Origin of the sequence: Oricola nitratireducens, assembly GCF_014904745.1 — a bacterium.
Taxonomy (GTDB): domain Bacteria; phylum Pseudomonadota; class Alphaproteobacteria; order Rhizobiales; family Rhizobiaceae; genus Oricola; species Oricola nitratireducens.
The window spans coordinates 1-17,816 of sequence record NZ_JACZCS010000021.1 but is presented as its reverse complement, the minus strand read 5'-3'; the positions used below and the strand labels follow the sequence as shown (position 1 = coordinate 17,816).

Genomic DNA, 17,816 nt, shown 5'->3' with positions numbered 1-17,816 from the left:
TTCAGCCTCCAAGCGACATCCAGACGGATTTTGTCTGCGAATAATGCGAAAGCGCTTCCATACATTTGTCGCGCCCGTTTCCCGATTGCTTCACCCCGCCCCACGGCGCGGTCGGATCCTGGTCGAAATAGGTATTGACCCAGACCATGCCGGACTCGACGTCGCGCGCGAAGCGGTGGGCCCTGGCAAGATCCTTCGTCCAGACCGAGGCGCCAAGGCCGAAGATCGAATCGTTGGCGAGCACGATGCCCTCCTCCATGTCCCGAATCGGCAGGACCGCGCCCACCGGGCCAAATATCTCTTCCGCGGCGATCTTCATGTCGTTGCGAACATCCGCGAAAAGCGTCGGTTCCAGATAGTAGCCGCCCTCCATTCCGGCGGGAACGCCTCCGCCGAAGGCGAGCCGCGCTCCCTCGGCCTTGCCGGCCTCGACATAGCCGGAAACCGTCCGGTGCTGGCGTTCGTCGACGAGCGGGCCCATCGAAGTCGCCGGATCGAGCGGGTCGCCGGGCGCGTACAGTGCCACCGTCCGCGCCTGGAAGCGTTCGAGGAACGTATCGACGATCGGCTCCTCGACCATGATGCGGGAACCGGCGGCGCAAACCTCGCCCTGATTGGAATAGACACCGTGGACGGCCATCTCGACCGCCGTGTCGAGATCGCAATCCGCCAGAACGACCTGGGGGGATTTGCCGCCGCATTCGGTCGTGACATGCTTGAGGTTCGATTCCCCCGCATAGCGCATCATGAGCCCGCCGACGGGCGCCGATCCGGTAAAGCCGATCTTGTCGACGTCCATGTGCCGCGCGAGCGCCTGCCCCGCCACGGCGCCGCTACCGGGCACCGCGCTGAAGACGCCGGCCGGCCCGCCGGCCTCGGCGAAGAGTCTGGCCAGGAGAACGGCCGACATCGAACTCTGCTGCGCCGGCTTGACGATAACGCAATTGCCCATGGCGAGAGCCGGACCGAGCTTCCAGGCGGCCATCATCATCGGATAGTTCCAGGGCACGATCAGGCTGACGACGCCCAGCGGCTGTCGCAGAATGTAGTGGAGCACATCGGGGTGCGTGTTGGTCACCGCACCTTCCATCTTGTCGATTGCCTCGGCCGCAAAGCGCAGGTTGGCCACAGCGCTCGGCACGTCGAACCCCATCATGGAGCTGACCGGCTTACCCATTTCAAGGGAATCGAGGAGCGCGAAATCGACCGCGCGCCCTTCCACGAGATCCGCGAACTTCAGCAGGATATCCATCCGCATGCGCGGTGCGATGCGCGACCAGACGCCAGCCTCGAAGGCGCGCCGCGCCGCGGCCACGGCGCGTTCAACATCCTTCTCGTTGCCCTCGGCCAGCGTCGCGATCGTGTCGCCCGTGGCCGGGTTCACGCTCTCGAAGCGGCCGCCATCGATCGCGTCGACGAGTTCCCCGTCGATGAAGAGGCGGGGCTCGAACGGGTAATTCACCGCCCTGTCGTGCCATTCTTGACGGGTTGCCGGGATATGCGCGGCCAAGGTCGGTCCTCCGGACTGGAAAAGAATACTGTGTGAAAAGGGACGGCGGCGGAACCGGCCGCCGTCCGTCTCAACCGGGCCTCAGGGGAGGCAATCGAGATAGCGCTCGACATCCCAGTTCGTCACTTCCTTCAGGAAACGCTGCCATTCGTCGCGCTTCATGAGGTCGTAGAGCTCGTAGAGCCTGCCCGGCATGGCTTCGCGTATGATGTCGTCCTCGGCGAGCGCATCGAGCGCCTCCTTCAGCGTCATCGGGATCAGCTTCACGTCCTCGCCCGACTGCATGACCTCGACCACATTGCGGTCTTCCGGCGCGCCGGGGTCGATCTTTTCGCGGATGCCCTCGTCGATCGCCTTCAGCAAGGCGCTGCAGAACAGATAGGGGTTGACCATCGAGTCGACCGCGCGAAACTCGAACCGGTCGGGCGAGGATATCCGGATTGTGCAGGAGCGATTCTGCAGGCCCCAATTGGCTCCGATGGGCGCCCAGAGGCCCACATCGGCAAAGCGGCGGTAGGAGTTCACGGTCGAGGCGCCGAGCGCCGTGAGCGCGCCGATATGCTTGAGCGCGCCGCCCAGCGCATGGCGGCCGAGTTCGGTCGGGATCCAGCCGTCCTCCTTGTTTTCGAACTCGTTCACGCCGCCGCGGTTGTAGGTGAACATCTCCTCCATACCCGGCAGTTCGCCGTCGACGGTCCGGACAACCTGGTAGTCGTCGCCGCGCCAGAGCGAGCAATTGTGGTGACAGCCCATTGCCGGCGCGCCCATGAACGGCTTGGCCATAAAGCAGGCGACAAGCCCGTGCTGGCGCGCGACCTCGTTGGCGATCTGGCGGTAGGTGGTGAGCCGGTCGCAGGTCTTGAGCGCGTCGTCGAAGCTGTAGTTCAGTTCGATCTGGCCCGGGGCATCCTCCACGTCGGACTGAACCATGTCGAGGCCCATCGCCTCGGCGTATTCCATGACCTGCGTCCAGACGTCGCGCGCGCCTTCGAACTGACCGATATGATAGGCATAGGTCTTCGTGATCCCCTCATAGGGGAAGATACCACCATCCTCGGTCTTGCGTAGCCAAGCCATCTCCGGCTCGAGGCCGAGACGCAGATGCAGCCCGTCATGGGCGTCGCGGAACTCGCGCTCGAAGCGTTTCAGGTTGCCGCGCGCGTCGGCGGTGAAATACATGCCCGGCGAGTGGGCATCCTCAAGGCCGTGATAGAGCGTGCAGAACACCCGCGCCATGCGCTTGTCCCATGGCAGCTGGACGAAGGTCTCGGGGTCCGGCATCGCGAGGGACTCGCCAGCATTCGCCGAGAAGCCGTAGAGATTGCCGTGCATGTCTGCTGCAACGTTGGTGATGCCGCCCAGCCAGGTCTGGATGCCTTTCCTGGCATTGCGCTCCCAGTGCCGCGCCGGGACGGCCTTGCCGAGCACCCGGCCCGTGATCGTCACGTACTGGTAGTAGATATATTTGATGCCGAGCTGGTCGATCTTGGCGCGGACCCGTTCAATCCGTTCCTCGCGGATCGGGTCGGCCAGGTCTCGGCCGATGTCGGTTGCTGAGATGTCGAATGCCATCTGGTTCTCCCTGTCGTTGCGTGCGTTTTCAGCCTTCGAGGTAACGGCGACGCTCCTCGTCGCTGACCTCGCGGGCGAGTGACTTGAACTCCTCCTCGCAGAACGTTGCGAAGTTGGTCACGAAAGGCTCCCCGAAGAGCCGCTTTGCGTTGTCGCTGGCGCGAAGCCGCGTCGCCGCGTCGAAGAGATCGCGCGGCAGCGGAATGCCCACCACGTCGTCGGGCCCGGCATTCTCGTTGGGTTCTGCCGCGACGAGCCCCTGCTCGATCCCGTCGAGCCCGGCGCCGAGCATCAGCGCGAGCGTCGCGTGGGTGTTGCAGTCGGCGCCCGGAAGGCGGAACTCCAGCCGCGCGGTGTCAGTCGCCGAGGGCGCTGAGCGAACGGCGGTGGTGAAGGCCCATTCCGACCAGCCGACGGATTTCGGCGCCCAGCTGCCCGGTGTGAAGCGGCGGTAGGCGTTCACCGTGTGGGCACTCATCGCGAAGGCCTCTGGAACCGTCGCGGTCATACCGGCGATGAACTGGCGAGCCAGCGCGTTGGTCTGGCCTTTAGCGTCGGAAAACAGGTTCTGCCCGGTCTTGGCGTCCCGGAGTGAGAGCGTGACGTGACCGCCTATGCCCGGAAATCCGGGGCCGAGCGACGGCATGAAGCAGGCCGTGAGCCCCCGCTGTCGGGCAAACGCGCGGCTGGCGAGACGGAAGAAGGAGGCATCGTCGGCGGCCTTGAGCCCGTCCACAACGCCCAGCGTCGCCTCGAAGCAGCCCGGGCCGAGCTCTCCCGCCACGGCGAACACGTCGATCCCGTGGGCAATCAGCGCCTGTTCCCAGGCCGTCACGAATTCGGCCTTTTCGGCAGCGGTGGTGCCGGACCAGCACTTGTTGTCGGCGGCGAACTGGGTGGGCGGTGCAAAGCCCTTCGCTCGCAGGCTCTCGGCCGTCTCCGCGAGGAAGATCGCCTCGAACTCGAAGGCGGCGCGCACCTCGTAGCCCATCTCGGCAGCACGGGCGAGCTGCGTCTTCAGGACATTGCGCGGCATGTAGGGCGCGCTGAAGCCGGCGAGATCGGCGAGAACCGCGCCCGACCTTTCCTCGAAGCCGAAGGGGCGGAGCGAATTTTCGTCGATCGCCACCTCCTCGCTGATATAGGGCCCGCCGCCAAATAGGTTTTCGCCCGCGCCCCAATGGGCGATGACATTCGCGAAGCGCGGCTCACGCGCCCAAGCCAGAAACTGCTCGCGCCGCAATCGGCGTTCGCGGAAAAGTCCGTTCAGGTCGAATTGGCCGACATGGACAATGTCATAGTCGAGATCGGCAAGGGTCCGGGCAAGGCCGTTGACCATGGTGATATCCTCTTTGGGAACAGAAAGTTCAGGCTTCTGGGTCGAACACGACGGGCATCGTGAGGGGGCCGGTATTGCCGCTGTCGCGCAGGAATTTCGGCTCGTTTTCGTAACGGGGGTTCTTCATCCGCCGCGCCAGCAGCGCCATCGCTTCCGTCATGTCGCCCCGGGCGATGAAATGACCGATGCAGTGATGAGGCCCGAGGCCGAAGCCGAAATGGTTCTTGCGCTCCAGCGTGATGTCGAAGCCGGGATTGTCGAAGGCGCGCGGATCGGAACACGCGGCCTGGCTGAACATGTGAACCGTGGTGCCCCCGGGAATCGTTATGCCCTGGTAATCCAGATCTTCGAGCGTCTCGCGCGTGACCCAGGTGACGGTCGGGCGGACGCGCATGATCTCCTCAACCGCTGCCCGCGCAAGCTCGGGTCGGTCGCCCAGAAGCGCCCACTGATCGGGATGCTTGATGAACGTGTCCATGCCCAGCCCGATCTGGTTGCGGGTCGTGTCGATGCCGCCGAAGATCGCGAGCACGATCATGTCGTAGAGCTCTTCTTCGCTGAGCGCCTCCTCGCCCGCCTCGTTTGCGCGGATCAGCGAGGCGATGAAGCCGTCGTCAAGTCCGCGCGCCCGGACGTCGCTCACCACCTTGCGGCAATAGTCGAACATCTTGTCTGTGGCTTCGTTGATCTCGTCCTGGTCCTGCTCGTAAGTGGTGCCGAGGGCCATACCCATCTGCATCGCGAGGTCGACCAGATATTCCCAGTCGTTCTGGTCGGCGTCGAGCAACAGGCAGATTACCCGCGTGGCGTAAGGTTCGGAAAACTCGCGGACGAATTCGCATCGCCCTTTTGCGGCAAACTTGTCGATGAGCTCGTTGGCCAGTTCTTGGAATTTCGGCCTGAGAACCTTGACCAGCTTGGGGGCGAAGGCCGGATTGGCGAGCTTGCGCAGGCGGATATGGTCGGCGCCTTCGCGGTTGAGCATGATCCGGAGCCACCAGTCCGCCCAGCTCCCGCTGGCGTTGTTGTGGGCGGGCCACGCATAGCTGCCCTGCCGCAGCCGGGGATCGCGGATCAGAGCCGCAACCTCGGCATATCGCAGGACGGCCACCCCATAGGGCGTGCGTGCAAACCAGCTGCGTTCGCGGGCGTCGGATACCTCTTGCGATCGCATCGAAAAGTCCGGCTTGGTAATGTCAAGGAACGGGGCGTCGTCAATGCTGGCGGTCATGGATCTTCCTCCTGGCTGCGCTTTCACCTTCCCTTATGCAATCGACATGCCAGCGCTTCCGGGAACGGGCGGATCAATGGCGGCCGGAGGACAACCCCCGCCGCATGTGCCGATTGATGCGATGTGCGCTGAAATTTTGCAGCAGGAGAGCGTCAACGAGACCCGCTCAGAGGTACGGGGCCGCTGTTTTTCGGCGGAGGCTATGGCCGGGGATACGCGCGCTGACACGATATTTAGCGACCGTGCGCCGCGCGATCGGGATGCCCTCGCCGTTCAGGCGTTCCGCGATAATCCCGTCAGAGAGGGGCCGGTCCGGATTTTCGCAGCGCACGATTTCGACGATGCGCTGCTGTATCTGAGCCGGGGAGAGCGCGCCGCCGCCGTCCGTCGGAAGGCCGGTGCAGAAAAAGCGCTTGAGAGGGAAAACGGCGGCGGGCGTCTGGATATAGGTCGCGTTCGCCACCCGGCTGACGGTGCTTTCGCTGAGTTTGAGCAACCGCGCGATGTCCTTTTGCAGCAACGGTCGGAGCCCGGCCGGGCCGTGATCCAGGAAGGCCGCCTGGTGGCACACGAGTTCGGTCCCGATGCGCAGCAACGTCTCCTGGCGTCGCTCTATCGCCTTGACGATCCATCTCGCCGTGCCGAAGGCCTCGCGAAAACGCGCGATATCCGTATCGGCCGCTTCCGTTTCCCTCAGCGTCCTGTGAAGCCGCGTATCGACCTCGATGCCGGGCAATGCGCCGGCATTGAGAGAGACCACCCACTTGCCGGCGCGCCGCTCGACCAGGATGTCGGGCACGATCGCCTCCGCGCGGCCGGATCCGAATGCGGCGCCCGGCTTCGGATCGAGCGTCCGGATCCGCGCGAGACGCTCGGAAATCTCCGCTCCCGACAAACCCAGCCGCGCGGCGAACCGCGCCGGCCCCGACTCCACAAGCTCCGACAGCGCGCCGAGGATCATCTCCATCGCCGGATCCAGCGCATCCCGCTCGGCGAGTTGGAGGCGCAGGCATTCGGAGAGGTTGCGTGCGAACAGGCCGGTGGGCTCCAGTTCCTGGAGTTTTCCCAATACCGCCTCGCAGGCGGCCCCGGACGCGCCTGTGCGCGCCATGACCTCCTCAACTTCGACGCCAAGCCAGCCGCTGGGTTCCAGCGCTTCCATGAAGGCAACCGCGATGGGTCGTTCGGCCGGCGTCAGATCGCAGGTGCCGATCTGCGCGGTTACGTGGTCAATCAGGCTGGGGCGGTAGGCCAGCTTATCGATCGGATCTGTCCTGTCGCCCGCCGGCCGCGCACGGTACCGGCTCCCGACCGGAACATGAGCCCTCAGAAAGGGATTTTTATCGCACTGCTCGGCGATGAATCGCCTCAGGTCGCTCGCCCCCATCTGCAACAGGCCGATTGCCTGCCGCAGTTCCGGCGTGATCGCCAGAAGCCGTTTCTGGCTGAGGGAGAGCGTCGGCTTGAGTTCCATTTCGTCCGTGCAACGATCGAAAAACCAGGCGGATCGGGCAGATTGCCCGGCCCGCCGGTCTTAGAGGCTTTGACGAGATCGGTTCGCCTCGCGAGACATGATCACCGAAATCACGATAAGAACCAGCGAGGCGAGCACGATCAGCGTGCCCACAGCGTTGATTTCGGGCGTCACGCCGCGACGCATGGTGGAGTAGATATACATCGGCAGGGTATTCTCCCGGCCCGTGAGGAAGAAGGTCACCGGAATCTCGTCGAAAGACAGCACGAATGACAACAGCGCGGCCCCGATGATCGCGGTCTTGAGGTTCGGAAGCGTGACGTAAAGAAACGTCTGCCAGCCCTTCGCACCCAGATCCGCCGAAGCCTCATCGAGCGAACGCGGCAGCCGCTGGAGTCGAGAATAGACCTGCGTCACCACGACACTCAGCAGTGCCGTCGCGTGGCCGAGGATAACGGTCTCGAGGCTCAGGTTGAAACCGAACAGCCGAAACATGTTCAGCATGGAGATACCCGTGACGATCCCGGGCAAGGTAATCGGCAGCAGGATCAGCCGGCGGAAGAGAGCCTTGCCGGGAAATTGGAACTTGTTGATCGCCATGGCGGCCGGGATGCCCACGATCAGGGTCAGAATCGTCGCGGAAGTAGCCACGTAGAAGCTGTTGCCGATGGCGGCGAGCAGATCCTGGTTGCTGAAGAGCGTGCCGTACCAGTCCAGCGTGAAGCCCGAGAGCGGCCAGGTCAGCGTCCGGCTGTCGTTGAAGCTGAAGATGATGAGCACCCAGATCGGGACGTAAAGAAATGCCATCAGCAGCGCGACGAAGGCCATGAAGGCCATGTCGGCGGCATATCGGCTGACCAGGCCCGGTTTCCTGGCGCGGCTGACAGTCGAGATCATCGCGGTGTCGGTCGAGGCAGTGCTCATGTCAGTGTCCCTGCTGGCCGAAGCGTTCCAGCCGGTCCGAGGCCGTGATGATGGCGAGAACGATGAAGAGCATCACGACGGAAAGCGCCGAGCCGAGCGGCCAGTTCAGCGCCGCCCCGAATTGCGAGACGATGACGTTGGCCACGAGAAGGCCGTCCGGCCCGCCCACCAGGAATGGCGCGATGAAGTCGCCGAAGCTCAGGCAGAAGGTCAGCGTGAAGCCGGCGACGATTCCCGGCAGCGACAGGGGCAGAGTAATTCGCAGGAAGGTCCGGATCGGCCCCATCCCGAGGTCGGCCGAGGCCTCGCTCAGATTATTGGGTATCTTTTCCAGCGCCGCGTAGATCGGCATCACCATGAACGGGATGAAGATGTAGGTCAGCGTGACCACCATCGCGGACTGATTGTACAGGAAGATCGTCGACGGCTCCGTCGTGATTCCCGTCGACATCAGGAAGGAATTCAGGACGCCCTGCGTCCCGAGAATCGACTTCCAGGTGTAGGCCCGCAGGAGATAGGACACCCACAGCGGCGCGATCACGGCCATGTAGAGCCACACCCTCAGAGACTGGTTTTTCAGTCGGAAAACCAGGAAATACGCGAAAGGGTATGCCAGCAGAAGGGAGGCGAGCGAGACCAGCGCCGATATCTTCAGGGTGCGCAGCAGCACGCGCAGATACTGCGGATCGGTAAAGACGGTAATGTAGTTCCCGAACTGGAAGGCGGGAACGAACAGGGGATACTTCTTTACCCAGAAACTGTAGGTCAGAAGGACGCCATAAGGCACCAACATGAAGATGATGATCCAGGCGATCGGAATCCCGAGGACCATGTAGCTCGAAAGCCGCCGGGTGGAAAATGCAGCCATCGATCAGTTCTCCGCAGCAAAGACGCGCACATTGTGCGGCGCGATGCTCAGCCGTACGTTCGAACCGATTTCCGGCAGCGTGGTACGCGCGACCGCCTCGGGCAACAGTCCGTCGACCAGCACGGTCGACCCTTCGGCCAGGCGCACCACGGTGCGCATGCCGAGGCCGTAATAAATTTGTTCTTCGATACGGCCCTCGAGCGTGTTGCCCGGGCCGCTCGCACCGCTCTCGGCGAAATGGAGCTTTTCGGGGCGTATGCCGATCCTGATGTGCTCTCCCTCGGGCAGCGCACCGCCGACCTCTGCGATGATCCGCGTGCCGCCTGCCTCCACGACCACGCTCCCGCCGTCGCGGCTGAGGACACGCGCCGGCAGGAAATTCGTCGTACCGATGAAGTTCGCCACATAGGGCGTCTCGGGATGATCGTAGAGCTCTGCCGGCGTGCCGTCCTGGGCCACCCTGCCCTTTTCCATGACAATGACGCGGTCGGACATGACAAGCGCCTCGGTCTGGTCGTGGGTCACCATGATGAATGTGATCCCCACTTTCTCATGCATGTGCTTGAGTTCCACCTGCATCTGTTCGCGCAGGTTGGCGTCCAGCGCCGAGAGCGGCTCGTCGAGCAGCAGCACCTTTGGGTTGCGCACGATCGCGCGGGCGAGCGCGATCCGCTGACGCTGGCCGCCCGAGAGCTCGTGCGGCTTCTGGTCGATCTTTTCGGGCAGGCCGACAAGATCGAGCGCCTCGACAGCCTTGCTGCGCGTCTCGCTTCTCGGCAGGCCCATCATCCGCAGTCCGTAGGAAATGTTCTCGCCCACGGTCATGTGGGGGAAGAGTGCGTAGTCCTGGAACACCATGTTCACGTCGCGCTTGTGCGGCGGTTCGTAGGTCACGTCCCGCCCGGCCAGTACGATCTGGCCCGCGGTCGGCTGCTCGAAACCGCCAATCATGCGCAGAAGTGTGGACTTGCCACAGCCCGACGGCCCCAGAAGCGTAACGAATTCCCCGTCTTCGACCGACATCGAAACGTGGTCCACGCCGACGATGACGCCGCCGTAAACCTTCCTGATGTCGTTCAGTTCGATGATGCTGGCCATGACTCAACCATCCCTGGAGTTTGAAGGGCGGGCCGCATCTACGCCCCGCCCTGCCGGCTTACTGCGCCTTAACGGCATTCCATGCGTTGGTGTACGCTTCGAGACGTTCTCCCAGCGGCTTCCAGAGGAGCAGGCCGTCGAGGTAGTCGGGATCGTCCTGGTGCAGCTTGGTGAACTGTTCCTGGGGCATGCATTTGCGGGCAGCGACCGGATTGGCCACTGAGTATCCGTTGACATTGGCGACTCCGCACTGGCCGAGTTCGCTGAGTTGCATGTTGAGGAACTTGTAGACGCATTCCTGGTTCGGGGTGCCCTTGACGATCATCCAGCTATCCATCCAGCCCTCGGCGTTTTCCTTGGGGATGAATTCGGTCACGTTGATACCCTTCTCGGCCAGAAGCGAAGACTGGTAACCGGCCCAGGTATTGGAAATCGTCACTTCCCCGGCCGCGTAGAGATCGACCAGCTCGCCTGCGGTCGCCCAGTACTTACGCACGAGCGGTTTTTGTTTGAGGAGGGTTTCCTGAGCGGCGGCGAGCTGCTCGTCGGAGAGGTCGTAAATGTTGTAGTCGCCGTTGAGGCGTGCGGCGACGAAAAGGGCGCTCTTGTCGTCCCAAAGGGAGATCTTGCCCGCATTCTCTTCGCTCCAGAGCGCCGCAAGCGAGGTCGGCGGAGTATCGAATGCGTCGTTCAGATACATGAAGGCGATCGCGCCCCATGTGTAGGGCATGCCGTAGTACTCGCCGTTCGACTGGATGCCTTCCTGGTTGCGGAACTTCTCGTAAATGCTGTCCCAGTTCTCGATCCGGGATGTGTCGATCGGCTCGACAAAGCCCGCGTCTATCATCAGCTGGGTGGTGTCGATCGAGGGAGTTATGAGATCATAGGTCCCGCCGCCGGCGGCGAGCTTCGGTGCGAAGTCGTCGTTCGAGCCGACATATGTCGCCGTGACCTTGCAGCCGGATTCGGCCTCGAACTGGCTAATGAAGCTGTCGTCGGCATAGCCTTCCCAGGTCAGCACATTCACTTCGTCGGCCAACACGGTGCTGGCCATCAGCGTGGCTACCGCGGTGACTGTCATGGTCTTCTTCAGCATCTCTCTGTTTACTCCTGTGTTAGTTCGGATTCACTCGGAACGTTCTTGGTTTTCCGGACGATGGTTCCGATATCCACGTCCAGTGCTGCGGCGGCCTTGCGTTTGCTTCCGTATTTGGCGATGGCCGCCTCGATCACCCCGCGTTCGAATTCCGCAACGATGTCCTTGAGCCCGCGCCCGTCCTCGACTGAAGCAGTCGTCATCTGCCTCTGGGAATCGGGATCCCGCCGGGCCCGCCGGTTCAGACGGCGCGGAAGTTCGTCTTCCTCCGCCAGAACGGATATCTGCTGCATGAGGTTGTAGAGCTCGCGGATGTTGCCCGGGTAGTCGTAGGCCAGAAGCCGCGACCGCAGGTCCTCCGACAGTTCCAGGGGCGCAGGCCGCCGCTGATTGATCGACGCGAGGAACCGGTCGACAAGGTGGACGATGAGTTCCGGCGTCTCGCGCAGGGACTTGATCGGCAGGCGCACCACGGCAAGCCGGTAGTAGAGATCGCGCCGGAAAAGCCGGTCGGCCGCCATCTCCTCGAGATCGCGGTTCGTGGCCGAGATGACCCGCACATGAACCTGTTTCGGCTTCGCCCCGCCGACACGCTGCACGGTGCCGTCTTCGAGAAAGCTCAGGAGCTTGGCCTGGAGATGGACAGGTATCTCGCCCACCTCATCGAGAAAGAGCGTACCGCCCTCCGCCTGTTCGATCAGCCCCGGCTTGCCGCCCGAAAGCGCTCCGGTGAAGGCTCCCTTCTCGTAGCCGAAGAGTTCGGACTCGAAGAGCGTATCGGGGATTGCGGCGCAGTTGACCACGATGAAGGGATCGCTCGCGTCGGAGACGAAGTGGTGCAGATGGCGGGCGATTTCCGTCTTGCCGACACCGGATTCGCCGGTAATGATGACCCGCGCGCCCTGTACGAGGGCACGCTCGCCGCGGGCGATGATACGATCGAGATACGGGCTGATCTGGCGCTGACGCGCGAAATTGGGCCGGACCTTTCGTACCGTGCCGGGCGACTCGGCGGGATTCGGAAGTCCCGTCGCCGACCGGCGCATGTGATCGAACACTTCGAGGTCGCGCAGGCAGAGAAGCATGGCGCCGTCGACACCCGTCACCCGCCGCACGGTCGCAAAGACCGAGCCGCGCGTTCCGCCGCGAATGATGAACTCGCCATTGACCCCGTCGGCGGCCGCCTCGAGGGCATCGCCCCAGTCGTAATCGCCGAGATTGAACAGCCGGCCGAGGTCGAGCCCTGCGAGGTCCTTGACGGTGGTGCCGAGTATAGAGCCGGCCTCGCCGTTGGCGAATACGATCCTGCGGTCGGGACCGATCACGATTACGCCGTCGGGCAGCGCCGTCATGGAGCGCAACATGATTTCTGTTGCGGCCGCAAGCTGCCCCTGTCCCTGCTTTGGATCTGTCATGCGCACCACCCCGCTCACGACGTTGCCCAAAGTTGAGCGGGCCGGGCGGGCCGGCTTGGCGCATTGGCCGGACGCAGGCTCATCGCGAGAAGGGTCTCGCCGTTGAGCCCGAAAGTTCTCAGGTTGATCTCGACCGGAACGGGCCCGGCGCGGCCGTGGGCCCGTGTCGTAAGTATGCGGCCCGCGAACTCGCCCGACCTGTCCGAAGCAAGCGCAAACAGATCCTCGATACTGATGTCATCGGCGAGGAGGCGACTGCAGGACGCGCCGTCGATCTCGGCTGCGGCCATCCCGAAAAGAGACTGGGCGATCGCGTTGGCGTGGATCGCCGCACCGTTATGGTCGAGAAGCACCAACGCATCGGGCACCGCCGAGAGATAGGTCTCGAGGTCCGCGATCCGGCGCTTGAGCTCTTCGGTCCGTCGGTGATGCTGACTGACGTCCCGCACCGTGCCCCACATCCTGTAGAGATGGTTGTTGCGGATGAGCCCGCGCACATCGTTTTCAACCGCCTGGGTCACACCGTCGTAGCGGGTGTCGAAAGAGACCGCGCGGACAACGTCGAAATTCGAGCGGATCAGCAGTCTGACGAATTCTTCATTGTCCGGATTCAGCGCAAAGATCTCATCAACCGGCCGATCATTAAGATCCTCGCCGTCGGGCAGGCGATAGAACCGCGCCATGGCAGAGTTGCAGCAACGCCAGCGCCGCTTGTTGCCGAAGACCTGACGGACGATTTCCTGCTCGGGCGCCGAAAGGTCGACGGGTTCCAGAAACTGGATACACCAGCCCGGATCGTCGGACGCTTCAACGATATCCGCGAGAATTTCCTTGTCCTCGGCCAAGACATCGGCGCGGGTGATGAAATCGGCTTCCAGCCACTTGAATATCCGGATAATACGCCGCCCCGCGCCATCTTCACGGAGTTCGACGATCGCTGCGACGTCATGGATCTGCCCGCCGGCATCCTTGATCTGCAGGGTCTCGGGCGCGGGCCCGCTCCGCGCCCGGATAAAATGGGCCTCAAGCACGCGTCGAGACGAGATCGGATAAAGGATAGACCAGGGCGCACCGACGAGCGCCTCGGGTTCGTATCCGAAAGCTAGCGCGGCGTCGGCTTCGCAAGCGAGGATCGTACCATCCTGGGCGATCTCGTATATGCTGGCTGCCCCAACGGCGTGCGGTCCGGTGGTTTTCTCCGTCAAGGCCTTGCACCTCCCGGAATTCCGGCGCGCACCGGTTCGCTCGTGCCGGCGGCGGCGGGCAAACCGGTTATGCAGTTGTCGATCCTGGTCCGGAACATTCCGCACCTCTCGTTTTTGCCGACGACGTGCGTCGCCGCCCTCGTTGATATAAATGCAACTCTCGTGCCAGTTCCGGACAAGTTATCTTCTCCCTATCTCGACGCGCGCCGCCCCGCGACCGGGACGGCAATTTCCGCCCCGGTCGCCAACGGCCGGGGAAGTGATGAGATTTTACATCACATTTCCGCATCACGGACAGACTAAAAGAACGGCGGCTTGCCCATCGGGAAACGGGCATTGAGCGCATTCGGAACACATTCACGAGTTGGAGATGCGCGAAGCGCTCGGGCCGGTCGCTTCCGCCGGCTGCGCTGTCATGCAGGCTCGCCCGCCAGCACCGCGGCGGCGAGCAAAAACGCGTTGATGCGCCGCCCCGCCCCGTCGGAACGGGAGTTGAGGAGTATCGGACAACGCCCGCCGAGCACGATGGAACCGGTCTCGGCCCCGCCGTGATACTTCCAGGATTTCGCCACCGCATTGGCGGCATCGATATTGGGAAAGAGCAGGAGATCGGCGGCGCCGGCGGCGGGCATATTGCCGAGTCCCTTGATCCGGGCCGCCTCGGCGGAGACGGCCACGTCATAGCCCATGGGCCCGCCGAGCTCGAAACCCGGCAGTTTGCCTTCACGGGCTTCCTGAGCGAGGGTCGCGGCATCGCGCGTGGCCGGTATGGCGTCGGAGACCTTTTCTGTCGCACAGATGGCTGCCACGCGCACCGGGTTCACGCCCAGCCCCCGGAAAAGCGGCGCGGTGTTCAGCACGATCTGGCGCTTCTGGTCGAGATCGGGCAGCGGCAGAATGCCGTTGTCCGTCGCCGCGATGAGCCGGCCGACCGATGGCATCTCCGCCACGGTCACGTTCGAAAGCACGCCGCCGGCGCGCAATCCGGTCTCGCGGTCGACCACCGCGCGCAGATAGATGGTGCTGTCGACATGGCCCTTCATGAGGATATCGGCCGCGCCGGCGCGGATTGCCGCCACCGCGGCGCTCGCGCAGGCCTGCGCACTATTCGCCTGCAGGAGCGTCACGCCGGCGGGCAACGCCCCCTCGAACTGCGCCGAAACCGTCGCGGGATCGCCCGCGACCAGGGCCTCGGCAAGAATGCCCTCGGCAATCAGACGCTCGAGCGCGCGGGCGATTTCCGGCGCCTCGCCCCCAGCGACGGCCACCCGGAGCGGCGGCATGGCGCCGGCGGCCTTGCGCAATTCGGCAAAGCTACGCACCGTCATTCAGCAGCCTCGAGTGCCGCCGCGACGGGCCAGCTCATGGGCCTCTCCTGCCCCGAAAGCACACGGGCCGCGCCCTCGGCGAGCGCGCGGCATTCGTCAGACCCGGGATAGACACAGAGCGGCGCGATGCGCGACAGCCGCCCGGTGAGATAGCCCGTCACCCGCGTACTGTTGGCAAGCCCGCCGGTCAGCACGATCCCGTCGAGATCGAAGGAGGCGACGGAAGCCATGGCTCCGATGGCCTTGGCCGTCTGGTAGAGCATCGCCTCGTAGACGAGTGCGGCGGTTTCGTCCCCCGCCTCGACCATCGCCTCGACCTTGCGGATATCCTTCGTCCCGATGAGCCCGCAGACGCCGCCATGTCCGTAAAGCCTCTTGAGAAGCTGCTCGCGGGTATACTTGCCCGAGTAGCAGAGCTCGATCAGAGGCAGGGGCGGCAAGCCGCCAGCGCGTTCGGGCGTGAAAGGTGAGATTTCCATCCGGTTGGAACTGTCGACGAGCCGTCCGTCGACGAGCGCGGCGATCGAAAACCCCGCCCCCATGTGGGCGATCACGGCGCGCAGCCGCTCGAAGGGCTTGCCGGTCTCTCGCGCCAGCCGGCGACCGCAGGCCCGGATATTCAGTGCGTGAACGAAACTGAAGCGCGGCAACTCGGCCACGCCGGATATCCGCGCGACCGGCGCCAGCTGATCGACGCTCACGGGATCAACGACGAAGGCGGGAACCGCCCTGGCCGAGGCGATCCGGTGCGCCAGTGGCGCTCCGAGATTGCTCGCATGCTGATAGACCGGCGTTTCGAGGGCGAATTCAACCAATGCGTCGTTGACGGCGATCACGCCGGCGGGCACCGGGGTCAGCATCCCGCCCCGCCCGGCACAGGCCGCGAGACGGTGTTCAGGCGAAAGATGCGCCTCCAGAAAGGCCGCGACGTGTCCGGATCTGAATTCGAGCTGTGATGCGACGGTCGGGAAGCCGGCCATCGCCGCCTCGTCATGGTCGAGCGTCTGCTCGGACACCGGCTCGACGCCCGCGCCGTCTAGCGCAAACAGCGCGCAACGCGTCGTCGTCGTGCCGGGGTTGATGGCGAGGATCACGTCGGCCATCGCGTCACCCGGCAAAGCTGTAGGCGGTCTTCACGGTCGTATAGAACTCGGCCGCGTAGCGCCCCTGCTCGCGCGAGCCGTAGGACGAGCCCTTTCGCCCGCCGAACGGCACGTGATAGTCGACGCCCGCCGTCGGTAGATTGACCATCACCATGCCGGCCTGAGAGCGCTTCCTGAACTCACGCGAGTATTTCAAGCTCGAGGTGCAGATGCCCGATGAAAGGCCGAACTCGGTGTCGTTGGCGAGCGCGAGCGCCTCCTCGAAATCGGCGGCCTTGATAACGCTGGCACAGGGTCCGAAGATCTCCTCCCGACTGATGCGCATGCCGTTTGTGGCTCCAACGAAGACGGCGGGACGCTGGAAATAGCCTTCCGTCTCGCCGTTGATCGTCTCCCCGCCAAAAACCTCCGCACCTTCCTCGCACGCGAGGTTCACATAGGCGAGATTGGACCGTAGCTGGCTTTCCGAGACAACCGGCCCGATCTGCGTGCCCGGATCGAGCGGGTCGCCGACCTTGAGTGCCATGGCGCCCTCCGTCAACTTCTCCACGAACGCGTCGTGGATCCCGGCCTCGGCGATCAGCCGCGACGATGCGGTGCAGCGCTGGCCGGTGGAGTAGAAGGCGCCGTTGAGACAGGCCGCGACGGCCAAATCGAGATCGGCGTCATCGAGGACCACCATCGGGTTCTTGCCGCCCATTTCGAGCTGGACCTTTTTCAGTCCCCCGGCGGCCTTGACGGCGAGCGCACGGCCGACCGGGACCGAGCCCGTGAACGAGACGGCATCCACGTCCGGGTGGCTCAGGATCGCATCGCCCACGACCGAGCCGCGACCCATCACGAGGTTGAAGACTCCGGCCGGCGCACCGGCCTCGTGGAGCAAGCGGGCCAGGATATGGGCGCAGGCCGGCGTAAGGTCGGCGGGCTTGAAGACCACCGTATTGCCATAGGCGAGAGCGGGCGCGATCTTCCATGCGGGGATCGCGATGGGGAAGTTCCAGGGCGTTATGAGCCCGACAACGCCCACGGGTTCGCGGGTAATCTCCACATCCACGTCCGGTCGCACCGAGGCGACCGCATCGCCGGCCACGCGAAGCGCCTCGCCGGCATAGAAGCGGAAGATCTGCGCGGCACGCACCGTTTCGCCCACGGCCTCGGCGAGCGTCTTGCCCTCTTCGCGGGCGAGGATCCTGCCGATCTCGTCTTTCCGGGCGAGGATCCCGGCGCCGACCCTGTCGAGCAGATCCGCCCGGAACTGGGAACCGGCTCTTTCCCAGCCGGGGAGCGCCTGCCGCGCCGCCTCGACGGCCTCCGCCACCTGGGACACGTCGGCGTGGGCGTAGATTCCCACGAGGTCGCTCGCGTCCGCGGGATTGCGGTTTTCGGACGTGCCTGCGCCGGCCACCCAAGCCCCACCGATCAGGTTTTCGTGAATCATGGTCTCAGTCTCCCACGCATATAGGCAACCACCGCCGGCGCACCGGTCGCCCGGCGGCATTTTGCTCGCCGTCATCTCAGAAGAACGCCTGCAATCCGGTCTGCGCGCGGCCGAGGATCAGCGCATGCACGTCATGCGTGCCCTCATAGGTGTTGACGGTCTCGAGATTGGCCATGTGCCGGAACACCTGGAACTCCTCGGAGATGCCGTTGCCG

At 64.1% G+C, this 17,816-nt stretch carries 14 protein-coding genes and 1 pseudogene; all 15 read right to left on the bottom strand.

Features of this window, described 5'->3' with window-relative positions; all coding sequences use genetic code 11:
- Position 1 precedes the first annotated feature (1 nt).
- Complete coding sequence (locus IG169_RS11210; RefSeq protein WP_210325972.1) at positions 2-1,510, bottom strand: aldehyde dehydrogenase family protein; 1,509 nt, start codon at positions 1,508-1,510, stop codon at positions 2-4.
- Between the two features lie 81 nt (positions 1,511-1,591).
- The gene (locus tag IG169_RS11205) at positions 1,592-3,082 is read right to left on the bottom strand and encodes a glutamine synthetase family protein (RefSeq protein ID WP_193176301.1); all 1,491 of its coding nucleotides are present in this window, start codon (positions 3,080-3,082) and stop codon (positions 1,592-1,594) included.
- A gap of 28 nt (positions 3,083-3,110) precedes the next feature.
- On the bottom strand, positions 3,111-4,421 hold the full coding sequence (locus IG169_RS11200; RefSeq protein ID WP_193176300.1) for a type I glutamate--ammonia ligase: 1,311 nt from the start codon (positions 4,419-4,421) through the stop codon (positions 3,111-3,113).
- 28 nt (positions 4,422-4,449) lie between these two features.
- Positions 4,450-5,652: a cytochrome P450 gene (locus IG169_RS11195; RefSeq protein ID WP_193176299.1), complete on the bottom strand. Its 1,203-nt coding sequence runs from the start codon at positions 5,650-5,652 to the stop codon at positions 4,450-4,452.
- A 166-nt stretch (positions 5,653-5,818) separates the two neighbouring features.
- Entirely contained in the window at positions 5,819-7,126 is a 1,308-nt protein-coding gene (gene rpoN, locus IG169_RS11190) for an RNA polymerase factor sigma-54 (protein WP_193176298.1), read from the bottom strand.
- A 60-nt stretch (positions 7,127-7,186) separates the two neighbouring features.
- On the bottom strand, positions 7,187-8,050 hold the full coding sequence (locus IG169_RS11185; RefSeq protein ID WP_246717324.1) for an ABC transporter permease: 864 nt from the start codon (positions 8,048-8,050) through the stop codon (positions 7,187-7,189).
- Position 8,051: 1 nt separating this feature from the next.
- Positions 8,052-8,918 carry an ABC transporter permease gene (locus IG169_RS11180; RefSeq protein ID WP_193176297.1) on the bottom strand — a complete coding sequence of 289 codons (867 nt, stop codon included), beginning with the start codon at positions 8,916-8,918 and terminating at the stop codon, positions 8,052-8,054.
- Between the two features lie 3 nt (positions 8,919-8,921).
- Entirely contained in the window at positions 8,922-10,016 is a 1,095-nt protein-coding gene (locus tag IG169_RS11175; RefSeq protein ID WP_193176296.1) for an ABC transporter ATP-binding protein, read from the bottom strand.
- A 58-nt stretch (positions 10,017-10,074) separates the two neighbouring features.
- Entirely contained in the window at positions 10,075-11,112 is a 1,038-nt protein-coding gene (locus IG169_RS11170) for an ABC transporter substrate-binding protein (RefSeq protein ID WP_193176295.1), read from the bottom strand.
- Between the two features lie 8 nt (positions 11,113-11,120).
- Positions 11,121-12,527, bottom strand: a complete 1,407-nt coding sequence (locus IG169_RS11165; RefSeq protein ID WP_193176294.1) for a sigma-54 interaction domain-containing protein — start codon at positions 12,525-12,527, stop codon at positions 11,121-11,123.
- A 14-nt stretch (positions 12,528-12,541) separates the two neighbouring features.
- Positions 12,542-13,732, bottom strand: a complete 1,191-nt coding sequence (locus IG169_RS11160) for a PAS domain-containing protein (RefSeq protein WP_193176293.1) — start codon at positions 13,730-13,732, stop codon at positions 12,542-12,544.
- A gap of 413 nt (positions 13,733-14,145) precedes the next feature.
- Positions 14,146-15,036 carry a phosphate acyltransferase gene (locus IG169_RS11155; protein WP_193176292.1) on the bottom strand — a complete coding sequence of 297 codons (891 nt, stop codon included), beginning with the start codon at positions 15,034-15,036 and terminating at the stop codon, positions 14,146-14,148.
- 20 nt (positions 15,037-15,056) lie between these two features.
- Entirely contained in the window at positions 15,057-16,163 is a 1,107-nt protein-coding gene (gene buk / locus IG169_RS11150; protein WP_193176291.1) for a butyrate kinase, read from the bottom strand.
- 4 nt (positions 16,164-16,167) lie between these two features.
- Positions 16,168-17,601, bottom strand: coding sequence for an aldehyde dehydrogenase family protein (locus tag IG169_RS11145; protein WP_193176290.1), 1,434 nt, complete (start codon positions 17,599-17,601; stop codon positions 16,168-16,170).
- 76 nt (positions 17,602-17,677) lie between these two features.
- Positions 17,678-17,816: pseudogene (locus IG169_RS11140) on the bottom strand (acyl-CoA dehydrogenase); the annotation flags it as partial.